The sequence below is a fragment of the Streptomyces sp. MAI_2237 genome, from assembly GCF_054189285.1.
In genome coordinates this window covers 24,238-40,435 of sequence record NZ_JAJPGQ010000004.1, presented here as the reverse complement: position 1 = coordinate 40,435, position 16,198 = coordinate 24,238, and the positions used below count along the sequence as shown (strand labels likewise).

General features: G+C 68.1%; 11 protein-coding genes. 5 read left to right on the top strand and 6 right to left on the bottom strand.

Annotated features, from left to right (window positions below; translation table 11 throughout):
- Positions 1-556: 556 nt before the first annotated feature.
- From LN251_RS27265 to LN251_RS27255, 3 genes are read left to right on the top strand one after another with little or no spacing between them, the layout of a single operon-like run.
- On the top strand, positions 557-6,187 hold the full coding sequence (locus LN251_RS27265) for an RHS repeat domain-containing protein (RefSeq protein ID WP_458246840.1): 5,631 nt from the start codon (positions 557-559) through the stop codon (positions 6,185-6,187).
- A gap of 37 nt (positions 6,188-6,224) precedes the next feature.
- The gene (locus LN251_RS27260) at positions 6,225-7,346 is read left to right on the top strand and encodes a polymorphic toxin-type HINT domain-containing protein (RefSeq protein WP_458246839.1); all 1,122 of its coding nucleotides are present in this window, start codon (positions 6,225-6,227) and stop codon (positions 7,344-7,346) included.
- A complete protein-coding gene (locus LN251_RS27255) occupies positions 7,330-7,830 on the top strand; it encodes an SMI1/KNR4 family protein (RefSeq protein ID WP_458246838.1) in 501 nt (166 codons plus the stop codon). Before LN251_RS27260 ends, LN251_RS27255 begins: the two co-directional genes overlap by 17 nt.
- Positions 7,831-7,907: 77 nt before the next feature.
- Here LN251_RS27255 and LN251_RS27250 read toward each other — a convergent pair whose 3' ends face one another.
- The gene (locus LN251_RS27250; RefSeq protein WP_458246837.1) at positions 7,908-8,522 is read right to left on the bottom strand and encodes a hypothetical protein; all 615 of its coding nucleotides are present in this window, start codon (positions 8,520-8,522) and stop codon (positions 7,908-7,910) included.
- 263 nt (positions 8,523-8,785) lie between these two features.
- Between LN251_RS27250 and LN251_RS27245 the strand changes: the two genes are divergently transcribed.
- A complete protein-coding gene (locus LN251_RS27245; protein ID WP_458246836.1) occupies positions 8,786-9,523 on the top strand; it encodes a hypothetical protein in 738 nt (245 codons plus the stop codon).
- A 353-nt stretch (positions 9,524-9,876) separates the two neighbouring features.
- On the opposite strand, the gene LN251_RS27240 is transcribed toward LN251_RS27245, so the two are convergent.
- On the bottom strand, positions 9,877-10,455 hold the full coding sequence (locus LN251_RS27240; RefSeq protein WP_458246835.1) for an ATP-dependent DNA ligase: 579 nt from the start codon (positions 10,453-10,455) through the stop codon (positions 9,877-9,879).
- Between the two features lie 271 nt (positions 10,456-10,726).
- A complete protein-coding gene (locus LN251_RS27235) occupies positions 10,727-10,843 on the bottom strand; it encodes a DUF6207 family protein (protein ID WP_458246834.1) in 117 nt (38 codons plus the stop codon).
- Between the two features lie 227 nt (positions 10,844-11,070).
- Between LN251_RS27235 and LN251_RS27230 the strand changes: the two genes are divergently transcribed.
- Positions 11,071-11,823, top strand: coding sequence for a hypothetical protein (locus LN251_RS27230; RefSeq protein ID WP_458246833.1), 753 nt, complete (start codon positions 11,071-11,073; stop codon positions 11,821-11,823).
- A 6-nt stretch (positions 11,824-11,829) separates the two neighbouring features.
- On the opposite strand, the gene LN251_RS27225 is transcribed toward LN251_RS27230, so the two are convergent.
- The 3 genes from LN251_RS27225 to LN251_RS27215 are packed head-to-tail and all read right to left on the bottom strand — an operon-like array spanning position 11,830 to position 16,116.
- Positions 11,830-13,734: a hypothetical protein gene (locus LN251_RS27225; protein ID WP_458246832.1), complete on the bottom strand. Its 1,905-nt coding sequence runs from the start codon at positions 13,732-13,734 to the stop codon at positions 11,830-11,832.
- Positions 13,731-14,837 (bottom strand): ComEC/Rec2 family competence protein, encoded by a 1,107-nt coding sequence (locus LN251_RS27220; RefSeq protein ID WP_458246831.1) that lies wholly within the window; start codon positions 14,835-14,837, stop codon positions 13,731-13,733. Before LN251_RS27220 ends, LN251_RS27225 begins: the two co-directional genes overlap by 4 nt.
- Before the next feature lie 10 nt (positions 14,838-14,847).
- The gene (locus LN251_RS27215; RefSeq protein ID WP_458246830.1) at positions 14,848-16,116 is read right to left on the bottom strand and encodes a CHAT domain-containing protein; all 1,269 of its coding nucleotides are present in this window, start codon (positions 16,114-16,116) and stop codon (positions 14,848-14,850) included.
- Positions 16,117-16,198 lie beyond the last annotated feature (82 nt).

Below are 16,198 nucleotides of genomic sequence, written 5' to 3'. Positions count from 1 at the left end.
AGACTCTTTTTGACGGACAAATGTCAACTTGCGTATCGACTCGAGTGATTCTTTTGCTCCTCCTGTGGAGAAGCTTTGCGTATTGCGTGGAAGTCAGGCCCTAGCGTGAAGCTCCGCGGGGGGCTTGATCGACTGTGCCACCCCTTTGACATGCACTCAAACCGCATGACCAGCGGACTGCTTGTGGGTGCTGGGATCGAGGAGGGGAACGCACCGCATGGAGCGGACATCGGGGTGGAGACGCGTTCGGGCGACCTGGGCCGCCCGCCGGGCTCACCGCATGGCATTCGTAGCGGCAGGCACCTTGGTGGCGGGGCTGCTGCCCTCCGGCGTGGCCACTGCTGTCGCTTCGGAGACGCGGCACGTGTCTGCTCCAGCCGTTCCGCATGACAAGCGGATCCCCTTCACCCGCAAAACGCCCAAGCACGTTCCGGCGCAAAAGGCGTTCAAGCACTTCGATCCCACCGCGCACACGAAGCTCCCCGCGCCGGGCAGCGCGACGGTCACCCTGCCCATCGCGACAGCCTCCACGCGTCTAACCGCCAAAGCGACTCAGGTGCGAGCCGGTAACACGCCCGTCCTGCTCGGCGCCGCCGCGGGTGCACATCCCCCGGCGACGGCCGTCACCGGATCTCAGCAGGTGCGGGTCACCGTGCTGTCGCAGAAGACCGCGCGGGCGGCCGGTATTCACGGTGTGCTCTTCACCCTGCAGCGCACCAGCCCGGGCGGCGGAAAGGTCGCCCTGCGTGTCGACGACTCCTCCTTCCGCTACGCCTTCGGCGGTGACTTCGCCTCGCGCCTGCACCTGGTCCAGCTGCCGGCCTGCGCGCTGACCACACCAAAGCTGGCCAAGTGCCAGACACAGACCGCAGTGCGCACCGCCCCCAGCACGCCGCTGTCCGCGCAGGTCACCATCCCGGGCCCGAGCGCGGCGGCGCCGGGTGCCGTCGGTTCTGCTCACTCGGCGACGGCGTCGCCCAGGGTGGCGACTGTCATGGCGGCAACCTCGGGTACGTCGGGTTCGTCCGGTGACTACTCGGCGACCAGTCTGTCGCCGGGCGGCTCCTGGACGATCGCCGGTAACACGGGCGCGTTCACCTACAGCTATCCGATTTCGGTGCCACCGGCGATCAGCGGAGCGGTACCGAACGTCGATCTCTCCTATAGCTCCTCCACCCAGGACGCCCGCACCGAGGGGACCAACAACCAGTCCTCGTGGCTGGGCGACGGCTGGAACACGACGGAGAACTACGTCGAGCGCACATACAAATCCTGCCGGGACGTCTCGTCGTCCGGCGCACCGGACAATGACGGCGACCAATGCTGGGCGGGTCAGATCCTCACCCTGTCGCTGAACGGCAAGTCCACGGACATCGTCTACGACGATGCCACCAAGACCTTCCGCCCTTCTGACGACAACGCCACCACCAAGATCGAGGACCTTACCAACGCCACGAACGGAACGGCGAACGGGGAGTATTTCAAGGTCACCAGTGACGGTGTGCAGTACTTCTTCGGCCGCAACCGGCTGCCGGGCTGGTCCAGCGGCAAAGACGAGACGAAGTCCGTGTGGACCGAACCGGTCTACCACGCCCACAGTGGCGTATCCGACTGCCCGGACAGCACGGACTTCGCCTCCACATCCTGCACGCTGGGCTACCGGTTCAATCTGGACTACGCGGTCGACACCCATGGCAACGCCACCGCCTGGTACTACTCGCCGGAAACGGGCTACTACGGCGCCGACATGAAGAACACCGTGGTGTCCTACACCCGCAGCGGCACCCTGTCCCGCATCGACTACGGCATGACCGCCTCGACGATCTACTCGGGCACCGCGCCGGAGCAGATCCTCTTCGACACCGACGAACGCTGCATCCCGGGCACTCCGTCGGGCAACACATGTGCGGACAGCCAGTTCACCCCTGCCAACGCCGCGTACTGGCCCGACGTGCCGGTGGACCTCAACTGCGCCTCGGGCTCGACGAACTGCACGAATCACGGCCCGAGTTTCTGGACGCGCAGGCGTCTGACGGCGATCACCACACAGATCCAGGTGGGCGGTGCGACCAAGCAGGTCGACAAGTACAGCTTCACCCAGTCCTTCCCCGACGGCGGCGACCACGCCCCCACCCTGTGGCTGGACTCCATCCAACGCACCGGCCTGGACACCTTGGGCAGCGCGTCGGGCAGTATCTCCACGCCGGCGGTGAGCTTCGACCCGCCACTGCAACTGCCCAATCGGGTCGGCACCATCCCGCAGATGCCGCTGATGTACCACGACCGGATCCAGACGGTCACCAGCGAGACAGGCGCCGAGACGACGGTCACCTACGACAGGCCCGACTGCTCCAACGCGCCGGCGAGCGACCCGAACGACCCCACCGACGCGGCGGCCAAGACCTTCGCCTCGACCAACACCCTGTCCTGCTTCCCGGTGTACTGGACACCCGACGGGCAGCCGGCGCCGTGGATGGACTGGTTCTACAAGTACAAGGTCGCCTCGGTCGTCACCGAAGATCCGCACAACTCCTACCAGGACGGCACCCAGCCCAAGCTGGAGACGGACTACGTCTACAAGGGCAACCCCGGCTGGCACTACGACGACAACGAGCTTGTCAAGGCCAAGAATCGTACCTGGGGTCAGTTCCGGGGCTACCCGGAGGTGGACACCACCACCGGAGACCCGAACGTCTTCCACTACACCAATGGCGCCAAGGTCCACGACCAGAAGACTCTGACGAAGACCTATTACTTCCTGGGCATGAACGGCGACACCCTGCCCGGGGGCAAGACTCGTTCCGTGCCCGACCTGACGAGCCAGGACGGCGCCACCTCGGTCGCGGACGACGACACCTTGGCCGGCCAGACGTTCGAGACCGACACCTACACCAGCGCCACGGGCAGCCTGGACAAAGCCGTCGTCAACGTGCCCACAGTCATCGGCCCCACGGCCAGCCGCAACCGCAGCGGTCTGCCCGACCTGACGGCACAGATGGTCCGTCCCGCCAAAACACTGACCCGACAGACTGTGTCCTACGGCTGGCGCAAGACCGAGACCGACACCTTCTACAACACCACCCTGGGCAAGTCGACGACCGGCATGCCCGTGCAACTCGACGACCGCGGTGAGACCGCCGACAGCAACAACGTCGCCAAGTGCACCTACACCCGCTACCTCACCGGCAGCGGAAACACCCTGGTCGTCCCCGCCGAGGTCATCACCACGGCACAGGACTGCTCCAGTGCCGGAGCCACTCCCAGCGGGACACTGATCGCCGATACCCGCAGCTCCTACGACAGCAACGCCTTCGCCTACGACGGTGACGGCCAGCAGAACCCGGCTCTGCCCACGACCGGTGACGTCACCCTGGTCCAGCGGGCATCAGCGGCCACCGGCGCCACCGCAACCACGTTCGTGGACCAGACCGCCACCAGCTACGACTCCTACGGCCGCGCCACCAAGGCGACCCGCACCCCCAAATCCACCTCCCCGGATGGCAAGAGCCTCGCCCAGACGGTCTTCATCCACTACACCCCGTCCAACGGCGAACTCCCCACCAGCAGCACGACCATCACCCAGGTCACGCCCGGCGTGGACTGCTCCACGACCACCACGTCATCCAAGGACTGCCGGCTCACCAGCAGCACCGTAGACCCGGCCCGCGCCCTGCCCACCGCCAAGACGGACGCGGCCGGCCTGCTCACCTCGCTCACGTACGACGCGCTCGGCCGCATGACCGGGGTGTGGCTGCCCAATGAGATCAAGGCCAACGGCGCTCCGGCGAACACGACTTACACCTACAGCATGTCCCAGTCGGCCCCGTCGGTCGTCGCGTCCAACACACTCCTCGACAACGGCAGTTACCAGACCAGCGAGACGCTCTTCGACGCGATGCTGCGGCCGCTGCAGGTACAGGCGACAGCGGAGAATTCAAGCACCGCGGTCTCGGACACCCAGTACGACTCGCACGGCTGGACCGTCGCCACCAACAACTCCTACGCCGTGGGCGGCAGCCCTGGCAACAGCCTGATATCGGTCTCCCAGGTCTCCATTCCCGACACCACCGTCACCGACTACGACGGGCAGGGGCGCGCCGACCTGGTCACCGAAGAACACGACGGGGTCAAGACCTGGACCACGACCACCGCCTACACCGGAGACCGGACCACCGTCCTGCCTCCCAAGGGCGGGGTCGCCTCCGCCAAGGTCGTCGGCGCACGCGGTCAGACCACCGAACTGGACCAGTACACCGCCCCGCCCGCCGTGTCCGGCACAGCGGCAACCGGCTTCACCGCCACCGGCGGCACCACCTCGGCCACCACCTACGGATACACGGCCGCGGGCCAACAGCACCAGGTCACGGGTCCCGACAAGACGGTGTGGACCTCCGACTACGACCTGCTGGGCCGCCAGACGTCGCAGACCGACCCGGACGCGGGCGCAAGCAGCTACGGCTACGACGACGCCGGCAACCCTGTCTCCACCACCGACGCCAAGAAGGTCGAACTCGACTACACCTACGACCTCCTGGGACGCAAGCTCACTGCCACCGACAAGGCCAAGTCCAACTTCCAGTTCGCGTCCTGGACCTACGACACCCTGCGCATCGGCCTGCCGACCTCCTCCACCCGCTACGTCCAGGGCACCACCGGCGGCTACACGGTCGCCGCCACCGGCTATACCACCCTCGGCAAGCCGACCGGCACCAAGATCACTCTGCCGGCATCCGAGGCGCCGTTGCCTTCGACGTACACGACGACCTACACCTACACGGTCAAAGACCAGCTGCTGGCCACCCAGAGCGACCCGCGCACCCAGGGGCTCAACAACGAGGTGATCACCTACGCGCACGACGCGCTGGGCAACCCGACCATCACCAAGAGCAGTGCCAACACCTACGTCGGGGCGAGCGTATACACCAACTACGGTGAACCGTCGAGGCTGACGTTCGGCGCCTCCACCAACCCAGCCTGGGCCACCTACAGCTACGACGACCAGACCCGCCACCTCACCAACCGCCTCGTGGAGCGGACCCAGGCCCCCGGTCCCACGGTCGACGACACCAAGTACACCTACGACGCCTCCGGCAACCCCACCTCCACCACCGACCAGCAGTCGGAGACCGGCAACACCGTCACCGACCAGCAGTGCTACAGCTACGACACCCTCGACCGGCTCACCGACGCCTGGACCGCCAACGACAACTGCGCCGCCAACCCGCCCACCGCCAGCACCCTCACCACCACCCCCGGCTCCTACTGGCAGTCCTTCAGCTACGACGCCATCGGCAACCGTCACCAGAGCGTCGACCACGCCATCGGCGGCTCCGCCACCACAGCCACCACCACCTACACCGACGGCTGCACCACCAACTGCACTCCCAACCACGCCCAGCCTCACACCCTCACCGCAACCACCGGCGGCACCAACCCCACCAGCTTCGTCTACGACGAAGACGGCAACCTGCACACCCGCACCCCCACCACCGGCCTCAGCCAAACCCTGACGTGGGACGACGAAAACCACCTCACTCAGGTGGACGCGGGCGGCACCAGCCCCACATCCACCAAATACTTGTACGACGCCGACGGCAACCAGTTCATCCGCCGCGACCCCGGCAAGACCACCCTCTTCGCCGGCGACACCGAAATCGTCGTCAACACCGGCGTCACTCCCAACGTCCTCCTCGGCGCCGTCCGCACCTACACCCACGGCGGCACCGGAACTCCCGTGGCCATACGCTCCAGCCTCTCCGGCGGCGGACTGAAGTACCTGTTCAACGACCCGCACGGCACCGCGACCTTGTCGATGGACACCACCACTCAGCAGGTCGCCCGCCAGCAATACACGCCCTACGGACAGCCACGCGCCAGCGCCAACAGCACTACCTGGCCCGACCCCACCCACTCCTACCTCGGCGCGCCCCAGGACAGCTCCACCGGCTACACCGACGTCGGCGCCCGCAAGTACGACCCGAGCCTGGGCCGCTTCATCAGCGTCGACCCCATTCTGGAAGCCACCAGCCCCCAGGAACTCGGCGGCTACACCTACGCCGCTGACAATCCCGTCACCTCCGCCGACCCCAGCGGGCCTCGAACAGTGCTACCCGCACTTCTGCTCCGGAGACAACGGAACCAACGCGCCCTACAAGTCGTACGACGATCCCGCGTCGAAAGACTATGAGCCACCGCAGAGCAGGACACTGCCGCCGCTGAAGGACATGAAGAAGTTCGGCGGCCACGCGCCCACGATCACACAGATGATGAGCTACGGGACCTACCGAGCGGACCTCTCTCCGGCGCGGAACGTCGAGCTGTACTACCGGGAGCGGTGCACCGGTGAAGACCTGCTCTGGACCTCTTCCTGCCAGGGATTCCAGAAGTTCTACCACCACTGGGCCGACATCAAGGACATACCGAGCAACCCGTGCACGCTTGTGAGCCTGTGCGAATCCCTCGGCGATCTTGCTGTCGGCATCTCCGCCGCGGCGGCTCTCGAAGAAGAGGCCGTGGCGGAGGGCGTGTCCTTCTGCAGCTTCGACCCCCAGACGCCGGTCTTGATGGCGGACCGAAAGACCAAACCCATCGCCAAGATCAAACCGGGTGACCGGGTGGAGAGCGCCGACCCGAAAAGCGGTAAGCATCGCGGGCCCCGCAAGGTCACCGCTCGCCTGGTTCACCACGACAACGACCTAGTCGATGTCACTATCCGCGGCACTGACGGTCACGACATCACTCTCCACACCACCTCGCGCCACCCCTTCTGGGACGACACCCTCCACACCTGGATCCCCGCCGGCAAACTCAAGCCTGGTCACGCCCTCAACACCGCTACCAACCACCACGTTCGCATCGACGCGGTCATCACCCGCCCCGGCTCTGCGGACATGTACAACCTCACCGTCGACCAACTGCACACGTACTATGTACTGGCAGGCGGCACGCCAGTGCTCGTGCATAACAGCAACGGGCTATGTGGGACACCACAAGAGGTTGCTGCGGCGTATCGCGCTGACCCTAACAATCAAGTAGGTGGGCGCAGGAATATCGCGGTTGCTCAGTATGATGTCGATGGTGGGACAGGGCAGCTGATTGGAGTCAGCGGCTCGCATCCGAATCCCGGCTCGGTGGGAATGCCGAAGAATCCTATTTTCGACCCTAGCGGCAGGGATTCTGATTCGGAGTGGCAGGTCTTGGAGCATCTTGCGAAGGGGTTGACGCCGCGCTCATCGGGGACTGTCAACTTGTACTCCGAGCGAGACGTTTGCCCAAGTTGTCAATCGGTGATCCAGCAGTTTCAAGAGCGATTTCCAGGAGTTACGATCAATGTCACCACTGGATAGCGATGGGCGAGACCGCATGGTTAGCTTCTTCAACGATCTGATCCGGTCGATCGAGGCCATTGGGGGAGGGGTCGAGGTTGCTGGCCTAGGGGCAGAAGAGATCGAGAGCGTCCGTGTCGATCAACACATCGAGTCGCTGCCCATGTATTACGAGGAGTTTCTTCGTAATATGGGTCGCTGCGCTGGGCAGTTCCTGATTGGCACGGACGCCTTCTATCCAGGGATGATGGGTATTAAGCACGATGCATTGGAGCTTCTTGCCGAGAATGGCGCCTCTCATCTCATTGCGGAGAATGCAATCGTCTTTGCGATGCATCAGGGATATCAAGTGTATTGGCTGGAGCCTTCGGGGAGTGATGATCCGCCCGTGGCCATGTATCAGGAAGGCAGTGCCGAGCTCCGCACTCGGTGGGATTCATTTAGTGAATTCCTCGCGGACCAGTCATCGCGGGATCTCGCTTTGGCTGCGCGCAATGATCATTGATGTAATATTGTTACGCCTTTCCGGAGTGAGTAGCGTCGTCTGGTGAGTGACATTCAAAAGTCCCGCCCGTCGCTGCACTACATGCCGAATCGCAGCCGTTGAGTAGCCGCGGAGTCCAGCTCGAGTTCCATCGTCAGCTCCGGGGCAAGCTCTGTCGGAGCGCCGAAGAGGTGACAGAGCATCTCACCGGCCCGGTTGACGGGCCTCCGCCAGCGTCTGCCCGAATCCCGCCTCCGTGAGCGCCGGCAGCGTTGCGGCGAGTACCCGTCCGACCAACTGACGGAGAGCCTGAACGCGTGCACCTTGAGGATCCGCCAGTCATCGCTCCGAGCGATGTTGAGGGAGACCTCGCTCGGTTTGCCGACTTCCTCTTCCCGAGGGCCGAGCCAATCCTCGACTTCGGCGATGCTGTCGAGCGTCGCCTCGTCATTTCGATCGCGGTTGTAGCAGTGGTAGCGGCTGTCGCCGTCCACGGAGATGTTCAGTCTGCTCTCGCCCAGAACCCCGAGAGACCAGAGGGGCTTTCCGCGATTGACGAAGTCGAAGTGCCAGCCAGAGCGATAAGCCAGGAGGTCTCCCAACTCCCTCCAGGCGGGCCAGGCCTCGTGGCCTCCACCGAAGTCCTCGCAGATGTTCTGGTAGTCGCTGTTGGAGAAGTTGACGCGCACAGACTGATACGGCGGACGTTCCATGGAACGAGTATGCGCCGCACGGACCGGCAGCTTTTCCCACGGCGGGTGACTAGTCGCAGCGAACGTTGAGCAATTCTCACTGAAGGTTGAGTGGGGGACCCGCAGAGCGCAACGGTGACTGTCCAAGGTCTGTTAGCTGCCGTGCTTCTTCCCGGCGCTGCCGTGCTCGGTCCTGCGTCTGGAACAACGGCATCAGACAGGGCATCCTGCGGTTACCGGCCTTTCCACTTGTACTGTCGGACGGGCTGGCAAGGGGGAGTCGAGTGGACGCCGACGATCGTCCGGGACTGCATCCGTGGTCCATCGCATCGCCTGAGCACTTTGACCGGCTGGCCCGCGGGGTGCTGAGGGCCGCACGCACTGCGGCCCAGGAGTTGCGGCGGGAGCCTCCGGACCCAGATCGGAGGGCGTGGGCCCTGGGCAATCTGGCGGGACAGACGCAGGCGATGCTGGGGCCTGACATGCCGGACCATCCGCCGGCCGGGGCTGCAGCGCAGGAGGCATTCGTCCGTACTGCTCTCGCTCTCGCCATGCACGTGCGGGCACACAGCTGGGCGGAAGCCGACCTCGGACCAGCCGACCTACGAGGCCAAGCCGACATACCGCATCCTGGGGAGCGCCGGACGGCCGACGTCTTTGACGTCCTCGGGCGGCTGATGCTCCCACGCTCATCCCCCGAAGGCTGGACCACCACCCTCGTCAGCGACTTGGCCCGCGGCGACGAAACGCTGGAGACGGCGGTCAAGCTGGGCAAGTACGTCCTGCGTCCCACCTTTCTGGCCCACACTGACGACACGACCCGCCTGATCGGTGAGGCCCTGCACAACATCAGTGTGCGGCTCCTGTATGAGCTGGCCAACGACTTGCTGCGGCTCTACGAAGGCGTCGAACCATTCGACCCGACAGCGTCACTCGACGAGCCTCGATGTACCGGAACCCGAGTCCTTCCACCCGGAGCCCCGTCACAGGCTGATACGGCGTCACTGGGACCCTCCGGCTAGTCAAACGTCACCGGGGCCCAGCACCGGGTCCGATGACGACGAATGGCCCGACCCGGCTGATGGGTGACATCGCCAAGGGCGTGCTCGGTGGCGCCTGGACATTGCTGCGGCTCGCGCGTGTGCCATCCGGCTGAGAAGGTCCGCCCCCTCGAGGGGTGCGGTGTGCAGAGGGTTGGGGTCAGCAGGCGGCCGAGATCGGCCGATACTGCCCGGGTCAGGGCCGTGGTGTGTCCGGTGTAGCGCAGCCGTCCGGCCTGGTCGTGGCGGCCCAGCAGCAGGGTGCGGGGGGCGCTGACAGGGCCGGTGACCGCGCCCACGATCGCGTCGGCGGTCTCGTGGACCTTGTACTTGGTTTAGGAGCGGGCTCCGGCGCGGTAGGGCTCGTCGAGCCGCTTGAAGCACAGGCCCTCCACGCCGACCGACGCCCAGGTCAGCCACTCGCGGGCGGTGGCGGGATCGGTGGACGAGGGGCACAGCGTGAACGGCGCGGCCAGGCCGGCATCGGCGAACAGCCCTACCAGGGCGGCCCGGCGGCGGACGTAGGGCCAGGAGGCGAGATCGGTGTCGCCGAGATGGAGCAGGTCGAAGACGACGTAGTGCGCGGGCCACTGGGTGGCGACGCGGGCGGCGCCGGCGCCGCGGCGGGCCAGGCGCTGCTGCAGCCGCTCGAAGGCGAGCCGCCCCGCCTCCCACACCACCAGCTCACCGTCCAGGCCCGTCTGCTCAGGCAGCCGCTCGAGGGCGGCGGCGCGGATCTCCGGGAACGCGGTCGTCATGTCGGTGCCGTGCCTCGAGCGCAGCAGCACGCTGTCGCCGCGGCGGCCGAGCTGGGCGCGGTAGCCGTCCCACTTCGGCTCGGCGGCCGACCCCGCGGGCAGGTCGGGGCCCGGCACGGCCGAGGTGAGCACGGGGTCGGGCAGCGTCCAGGTCACCCCGGCATGCCTTCCACCCCACGGTGGCGGGGGTGTACGCCGAACGCGTCGAAGCCGTCCCAGCGGTACGGGGGATGACCGCTGGAACGGCTCCGATGCCAGCGTAGGCGCAGCCCGGCCGGGCAGGCACCCGGATCGCCGACCCGGGGGTGCGTCTGGCAACTGCTCTTTTGGCCCGGTGGGGGTGGCGGTAGCGGGCCACGGCCGGGCGGAGACGCCCCTGCGGGCCTGGCGGCCCTCCGGGGTGGTCTGACGGGCGCCTTCGGCGCGTTCACCGGCGCGTGGCGAGCAGTTCTTGGACGGCGAAGGCGGTGGCCTCGTCATAGGCCGCTACCTCGATCACGGCCAGGCCCGGCTCGGCGACGTGCGCGTCGTGAATCGGTCTCATGCCCGGCATGACGAACCTGGCCCGGGCGGGGTTCTGCGCGGGCTGCGACTTCACCCGTCCGAGTAGATGACGTGGACGCGGCGCACAACTGGATTCGGTGGGCGGAACGTGGGCTGAGCGCCCGGTGGCCACCGGACGGACCCAGAACGGCGGATACGGCAACGGCGGCTGGGGTATTCCTCATCAGGGCCCGTGGGGGGCGGGCCACGATGAGGGGGTGGTCCGTCGTGGAACAGGGCCTGATCGCCCGTACGTTCAGTCCGTACACGTGGCGGGCGAGGATCCGCCCGATCCTGATCGCGGCGCTGCCGCCGGCCCTGCCTGTGGTGGTGCTGGTGCCGGACTGGTCGGCCGCGCGCCGAGTGTGGGCGCTCGTGCTGGTGTCCGGACTGCCATTGCTGCTAGGGCAGTTCAGCCGGTCCCGGGGACGGCGGCTGGAGCCGGCGTTGTTCGAGCAGTGGGGCGGCAAGCCGTCAGTACAGCTGTTGCGGTGGCGGGGTCCGACGGGGACCACGCATCTGACGTATCTGCACGCCCGTATCGAGCAGATCGCGGGACCGCCGCTGCGGCTGCCGTCGGCTGCGGAGGAGCAGTCCGACCCAGAGGGCGCCGACGCCGTCTACGAGGTGGCGGGCACGGTGCTACGGACCCGGGCGCGGGCGCTTCCGGGCAGTGAGCTGGTGGCGGAGGAGAACCGCGAGTACGGCTTCCGCCGCAACGCGCTGGGGCTGCGACCGCTGGCCCTGGGCGCGGGGGTCATCGGTCTGTTCGGGGCGGTGCTGTACGCGGTGGTGGGCTGGGCGCCGGCCGGTTTCGCCAAGGCCGTGGTGTCGGTGTCGCTGGTGCTCGCGGACCTGGTGCTGCTGCTGTTCTGGCTCCGGACGGTGCGGTCCGCCTGGGTGGAGGAGGCGGCGTGGACGTACGCCCGCCGCCTCATCGAGACGGCGGGGCTGCCCGACCTGGAATCCCGGACGTCGTAACCGCTGTCAGCCGCCGGCGAGGGCTGGTCGCAGTACGGTGTCGCCGTTGCAGTACAGGGCGTAGAGCAGACCCAGCGGATTGCGGTGGACGACGGTGAAGTGCTCCCGGGTGGCACGAACCGCCTCGCCGATCGGCTCGCCGGACAGGAGGCGGTCGAAGAAGACGGTGGCCCAGGCCGCGGCGAAGGGGGCCGGGGTGTCCGCCTCGGTGCCGAGCACCCCGCGGGAACGCTCCAGGAAGTGGGTCAGGAAGCCCTCCGTGGACAGCGCCGAGGTGACGGCTGTGCCGCATGCGTTGAGCACGATCACCGGTGAGCCGGGCAGGGCGGTGCCGTGGTCGCGCAGGCTGCGCAGCAGGATTCCCCCGGTGGTGCCCTCCACGGCGAGCCGGGGATTCGCCGGTCCGTCGTCGTCGGTGTCGTGGGCCACGGCGTGGCAGTAGAGGTAGACGATCCCGGCGGATCCGCCCGTCCCGCACAGGGTGTCGAAGACGGGCTGCTGCCGGTCGTGGATGGTGAGGCGGGCGAGTCCCTTGTCGTCGTAGTCGCGCCAGTACGCCTCTTGCTTCGCGACCAGGTCGCGTTCGCCGCCGAGATCGATGGCGCGGTTGAGGCCGAGGGTGACGTCCAGGCCCCGCTGGGTGTCGATGGCCACCTCGGTGATGCCCCGGCCGGCGTGGGCGGCGACGGGGATGCAGTCGACCCGGTGGCGAAGGCCGAGGATCTGTCCGAAGTCGGCGTCGCGCATGTGCTCGACCGGGCACATCAGGTGCCAGGGCAAGAGGGGCCGGTCGGTGACGAACTGCACGCTGCGCAGGCCGGCCCCAGTCAGGTACTCCTGGATCCTGCGGCCGACCTCTTCGAGTTGGGCGTCGGCCCCGTCGAAGAACAGGTCGCGGAACATCCGGCAGCCCGCCTTGGCCAGCAGTCGGGTGTGGTGTTTGTAGACGTCGTCCGGGAGGTCGAGTCCGGTCCGGGGAGGACCGTCGGAGAGCGGGCCCCACTCGGCGGTCACGGCCCGCAGTGGACGGCGGGCCTGCACCGCGATCGCGTGTAGGGCGCTGTCGGTTTTGTGCAGCGGCGCCCGTACGGAGTGACCGATGCCTCCGGAGACGACGATCTCGTACTCGCGACCGCCCGGGGCCGGGCGTATATGCACCGACAGGCCGCGATCGCGCACCTCGGCGACGGCCGCGCGGGAGGGCCCTTGGGCCCGCACGCGTACCTCGTGTCCCGAGACGTTGAGGTGCAGCACCTGCACGAGGCTGCCGGAGCGCCAGAAGGTCGCCTGGAGCGGGAGGGTGCCGGTGCGGGCAGGGGTGATCAGGAAGCGGGCCCGGTCGGGCGAGGGCCCCTGGGCGGGCACGGTCAGTGTGTCGGCGAGGGCTTCGGCCTCGGCGTCGATGCCGGTCACGCGGACGGTCAGCGTCGCGGGCCAGGCGTCCGCGGTGCCGAGGTCCCTGAGCGGCTCGGAGACGGAGTCCTCGCGCGGGCTGTCGTCGACGTCGAAGCCCAGGACGAACGTGCCCGGCCGATTCGCGGGGCCCGGTTCGACGTCGGCGTTGATCCAGCGGCCCGCGTCGTCCAGGCCCGGCGGCAGGATGCCCGCGCGCAGGGCGAGTTGCGAGGCCGGCGGGGTGCGGGCGCCGCCCCGCTCCGTGCCCGCACCCCGGTCAGTGGGGATGGTCTTGCCGATCAGGGCCGGGGCGAGCCGCCTCCTGACTTCGGCGTGGTCGAGCAGCAGCCGAAGCAGGGCCTGCGCGCGGCGCTCGTACTCCGACGGCGGTGCCGTCGTCAGTTCCTTCAGGGCGATCAGCAGCCGTGGCCGCAGTTCGGGCCAGTCCTTGCCTACCAGGGCCGGCAACTCGTACCAGAGGTCGATGAGTTCGACGAGAGCGGGATCGGGGTTCACTGTGCCCTCTCCGGATCGGTGCGCGTGCGGGTCACCTGGCCGGGTGTCACCGTCAGGTCGGCGCCCGGCTGGTCCTCGGGCGGGTGGAAGGCCCGGAAGCCCCGCTCGGCGGCGAGTTCGGGGCGGGCGTACTCGGTGGTGCTGGGCGAGAGGTAGTTGAACCACAGCACGGGATCCTGGTACCGCCGCGCGATCCGGGCGACGGCCCGCCGGTCGGGATGGCCGAAGCGGGCGCCGCTGGTGGAGAACAGCCAGTGGCGGCAGTCCAGTCGGGCGAGGAGTTCCGGGCTGAGGTTGCGGCTGCTGCCGTGGTGCGGCACCTTGCACAGGTCCACCCGGTACGGCCGTCCCCACGGGGTGTCGTCCAGGTGGCGCAGACCGTCGCACAGGGTCTCGGCGTGCGCGTCGGCGCCGAACAGCACGCGGGCGCCGTCGTACTCGGCGAGGAAGGCGATGCTCGACCGGTTCGGCACGGACTCGTCGCGGATGTAGGGGCGCAACGCCAGTTCCTCCCAGGCCACGCCGGCATCGCTGCCGCGCAGGACGTCCGGGGGTGCGGAGATCTCGGGGCCGAGTCGTTCGCGTTCGATCTCCTCAACCCAGCGCGTCCAGTCCCGACTCAGGTCCAGTAGGGCGCCCCGCCGCGGGGACAGCAGGGTCAGCCGCAGCCCCGAGACGTCGAATACGGGCAGCTCACCGCCGACCGGGACGGCGACGGCGCGCCCGTTGAACCTCGTGTTCCAGGGCTGGTCCACCAGCAGCCGGGAGAAGGTGTCGGCCTGGGCGTGGCTGAGGACGTCGCCGAGGATCTGCCGGTCGCCGTTGAACCATACTTCGTCCGCGGTGAACCCCTCCGGCGGATCGCGGAACAGGGGTATCAGGCCGCCGATGTGGTCGGCGTCGAGATGGGTGCACACCACGAGATCGAAGGTGCGCTCGGCGACCGGTTGTCTGCGAAACCGGGCGGCGAGACCCTCGGGCAGCCGGCCTCCGCGGCCCCCGCGGCCGCCGTCGACGAGCATGCGGCGGATGCGTCCTTGGTACGTCCACTCCACCCAGAGGCAGTCGCCCTCATGGGCCGGCAGCGCTTCGACTCTGATCACGTGCGGCCCGTCATGCCCCGAAGTATCCGAAGCCGGCCCAGGAATGGAGGTCGGCGAAGGAGCGCTCGTCGTCCTCCTGGAACTCCAGTGCCAGCAGGAGCCCTTCGGTGGTCTCGTCGTCCGGCAGCCACGGCTCGCCGACGGCGAGGGCCTGCTGGAGTAAGGCGAACCGTTCGCCGTTGGGTACGTCACGCAGCCAGACCTGGGCGTCGCGCAGCGCCGTGGCCGGGTGGTCGTCCTCGGTGCGCCAGCGCCGGTAGAAGTCGGTCATGAGGAGCGCGGCCGGCACATCGGGCAGCGACCACATGGCGGCGACGACTCCGGCGACGCCCGCCTGGAGCAGGCCGCCGGGCAGCGACACCACCTCGTCCGGCAGTACGGTGCCCGGCAGGTACGACTCGCAGGCGGACAGGACGGCCAGGCGGAGCGTCAGCCGCAGCGCCAAAAGGTCGCGCAGCCGCAGTTCGTCCGTGCCGGCCAGCAGCAGTCCGCTGTCCAGCGGGGTGAGTAGATCGGCCTGCCCGTGACAGGCGAAGTGCGCGGCGTCGGCGTCGGCAAGGGCGTTACGGGCCGCGGCGGCGTGGGCTGCCGGGCCGCGCAGCACGGTCGTACTGGCCGGGAACCCGGCCGCCGCCGCGCGGGCCTCCTGCTCGGCCGAGCCCAGGGGCGGCCGTCCGGCCGGGTCCGCGACCACGGTCAGCCGCTCGACGCGGCCCCCGGCGCGTGCGCGGGCCGAGGTCAGGGAGCGGGCGTTGGGCACGTAGCTGAGGACGAGGTCGTCGAGTGCGTACCAGCGTCCGGTGGGCGTCGCCCTGTCCTCGGTCCAGGCCGCGTGCAGGGGCAGCAGGCCGAGCAGGCCGCCGGCTACCAGAACGGCCCCGTCGAAGGAGCGCAGGGCGTCGCAGACCGGGCCCATCAGGTCGTCCCACAGCCACTTCGTGGTCGTCTCCAGAGACCTCTCCCACTGCGTCAGCCGTCCGGCACGGTCGGCCGCGTACGCCTTGTGGGCGTCGTCGTGGGCGCGCGCACGGCTGAGCACCGCCTGGGCGGTCAGGACGGGCAGGTCCACCTGGCGTACGTCGTGGTTGTGCACGACGAGGGCGACTCCACCGCGTTCGGCCGCCGAGAGATACACCAGCGGCTGCTCCTCGGCGGCGCGGTAGACGTCTTCCTCGGTCGGTTCGGGCAGGAAGTCCTCGAACCCGTCGAGCTGCCGAATCTCCTGCACGACGGCGTCGAGTTCGCGCCTGGCCGCGCGGATCTCCGCGAAACGGTCCACCCCAGCACCCCCAGCACCGTCGGCTCCTTCACCGATCCGATGGAACTCAGCGTAGATGAACGCTCACACTGACGAGGTGAGT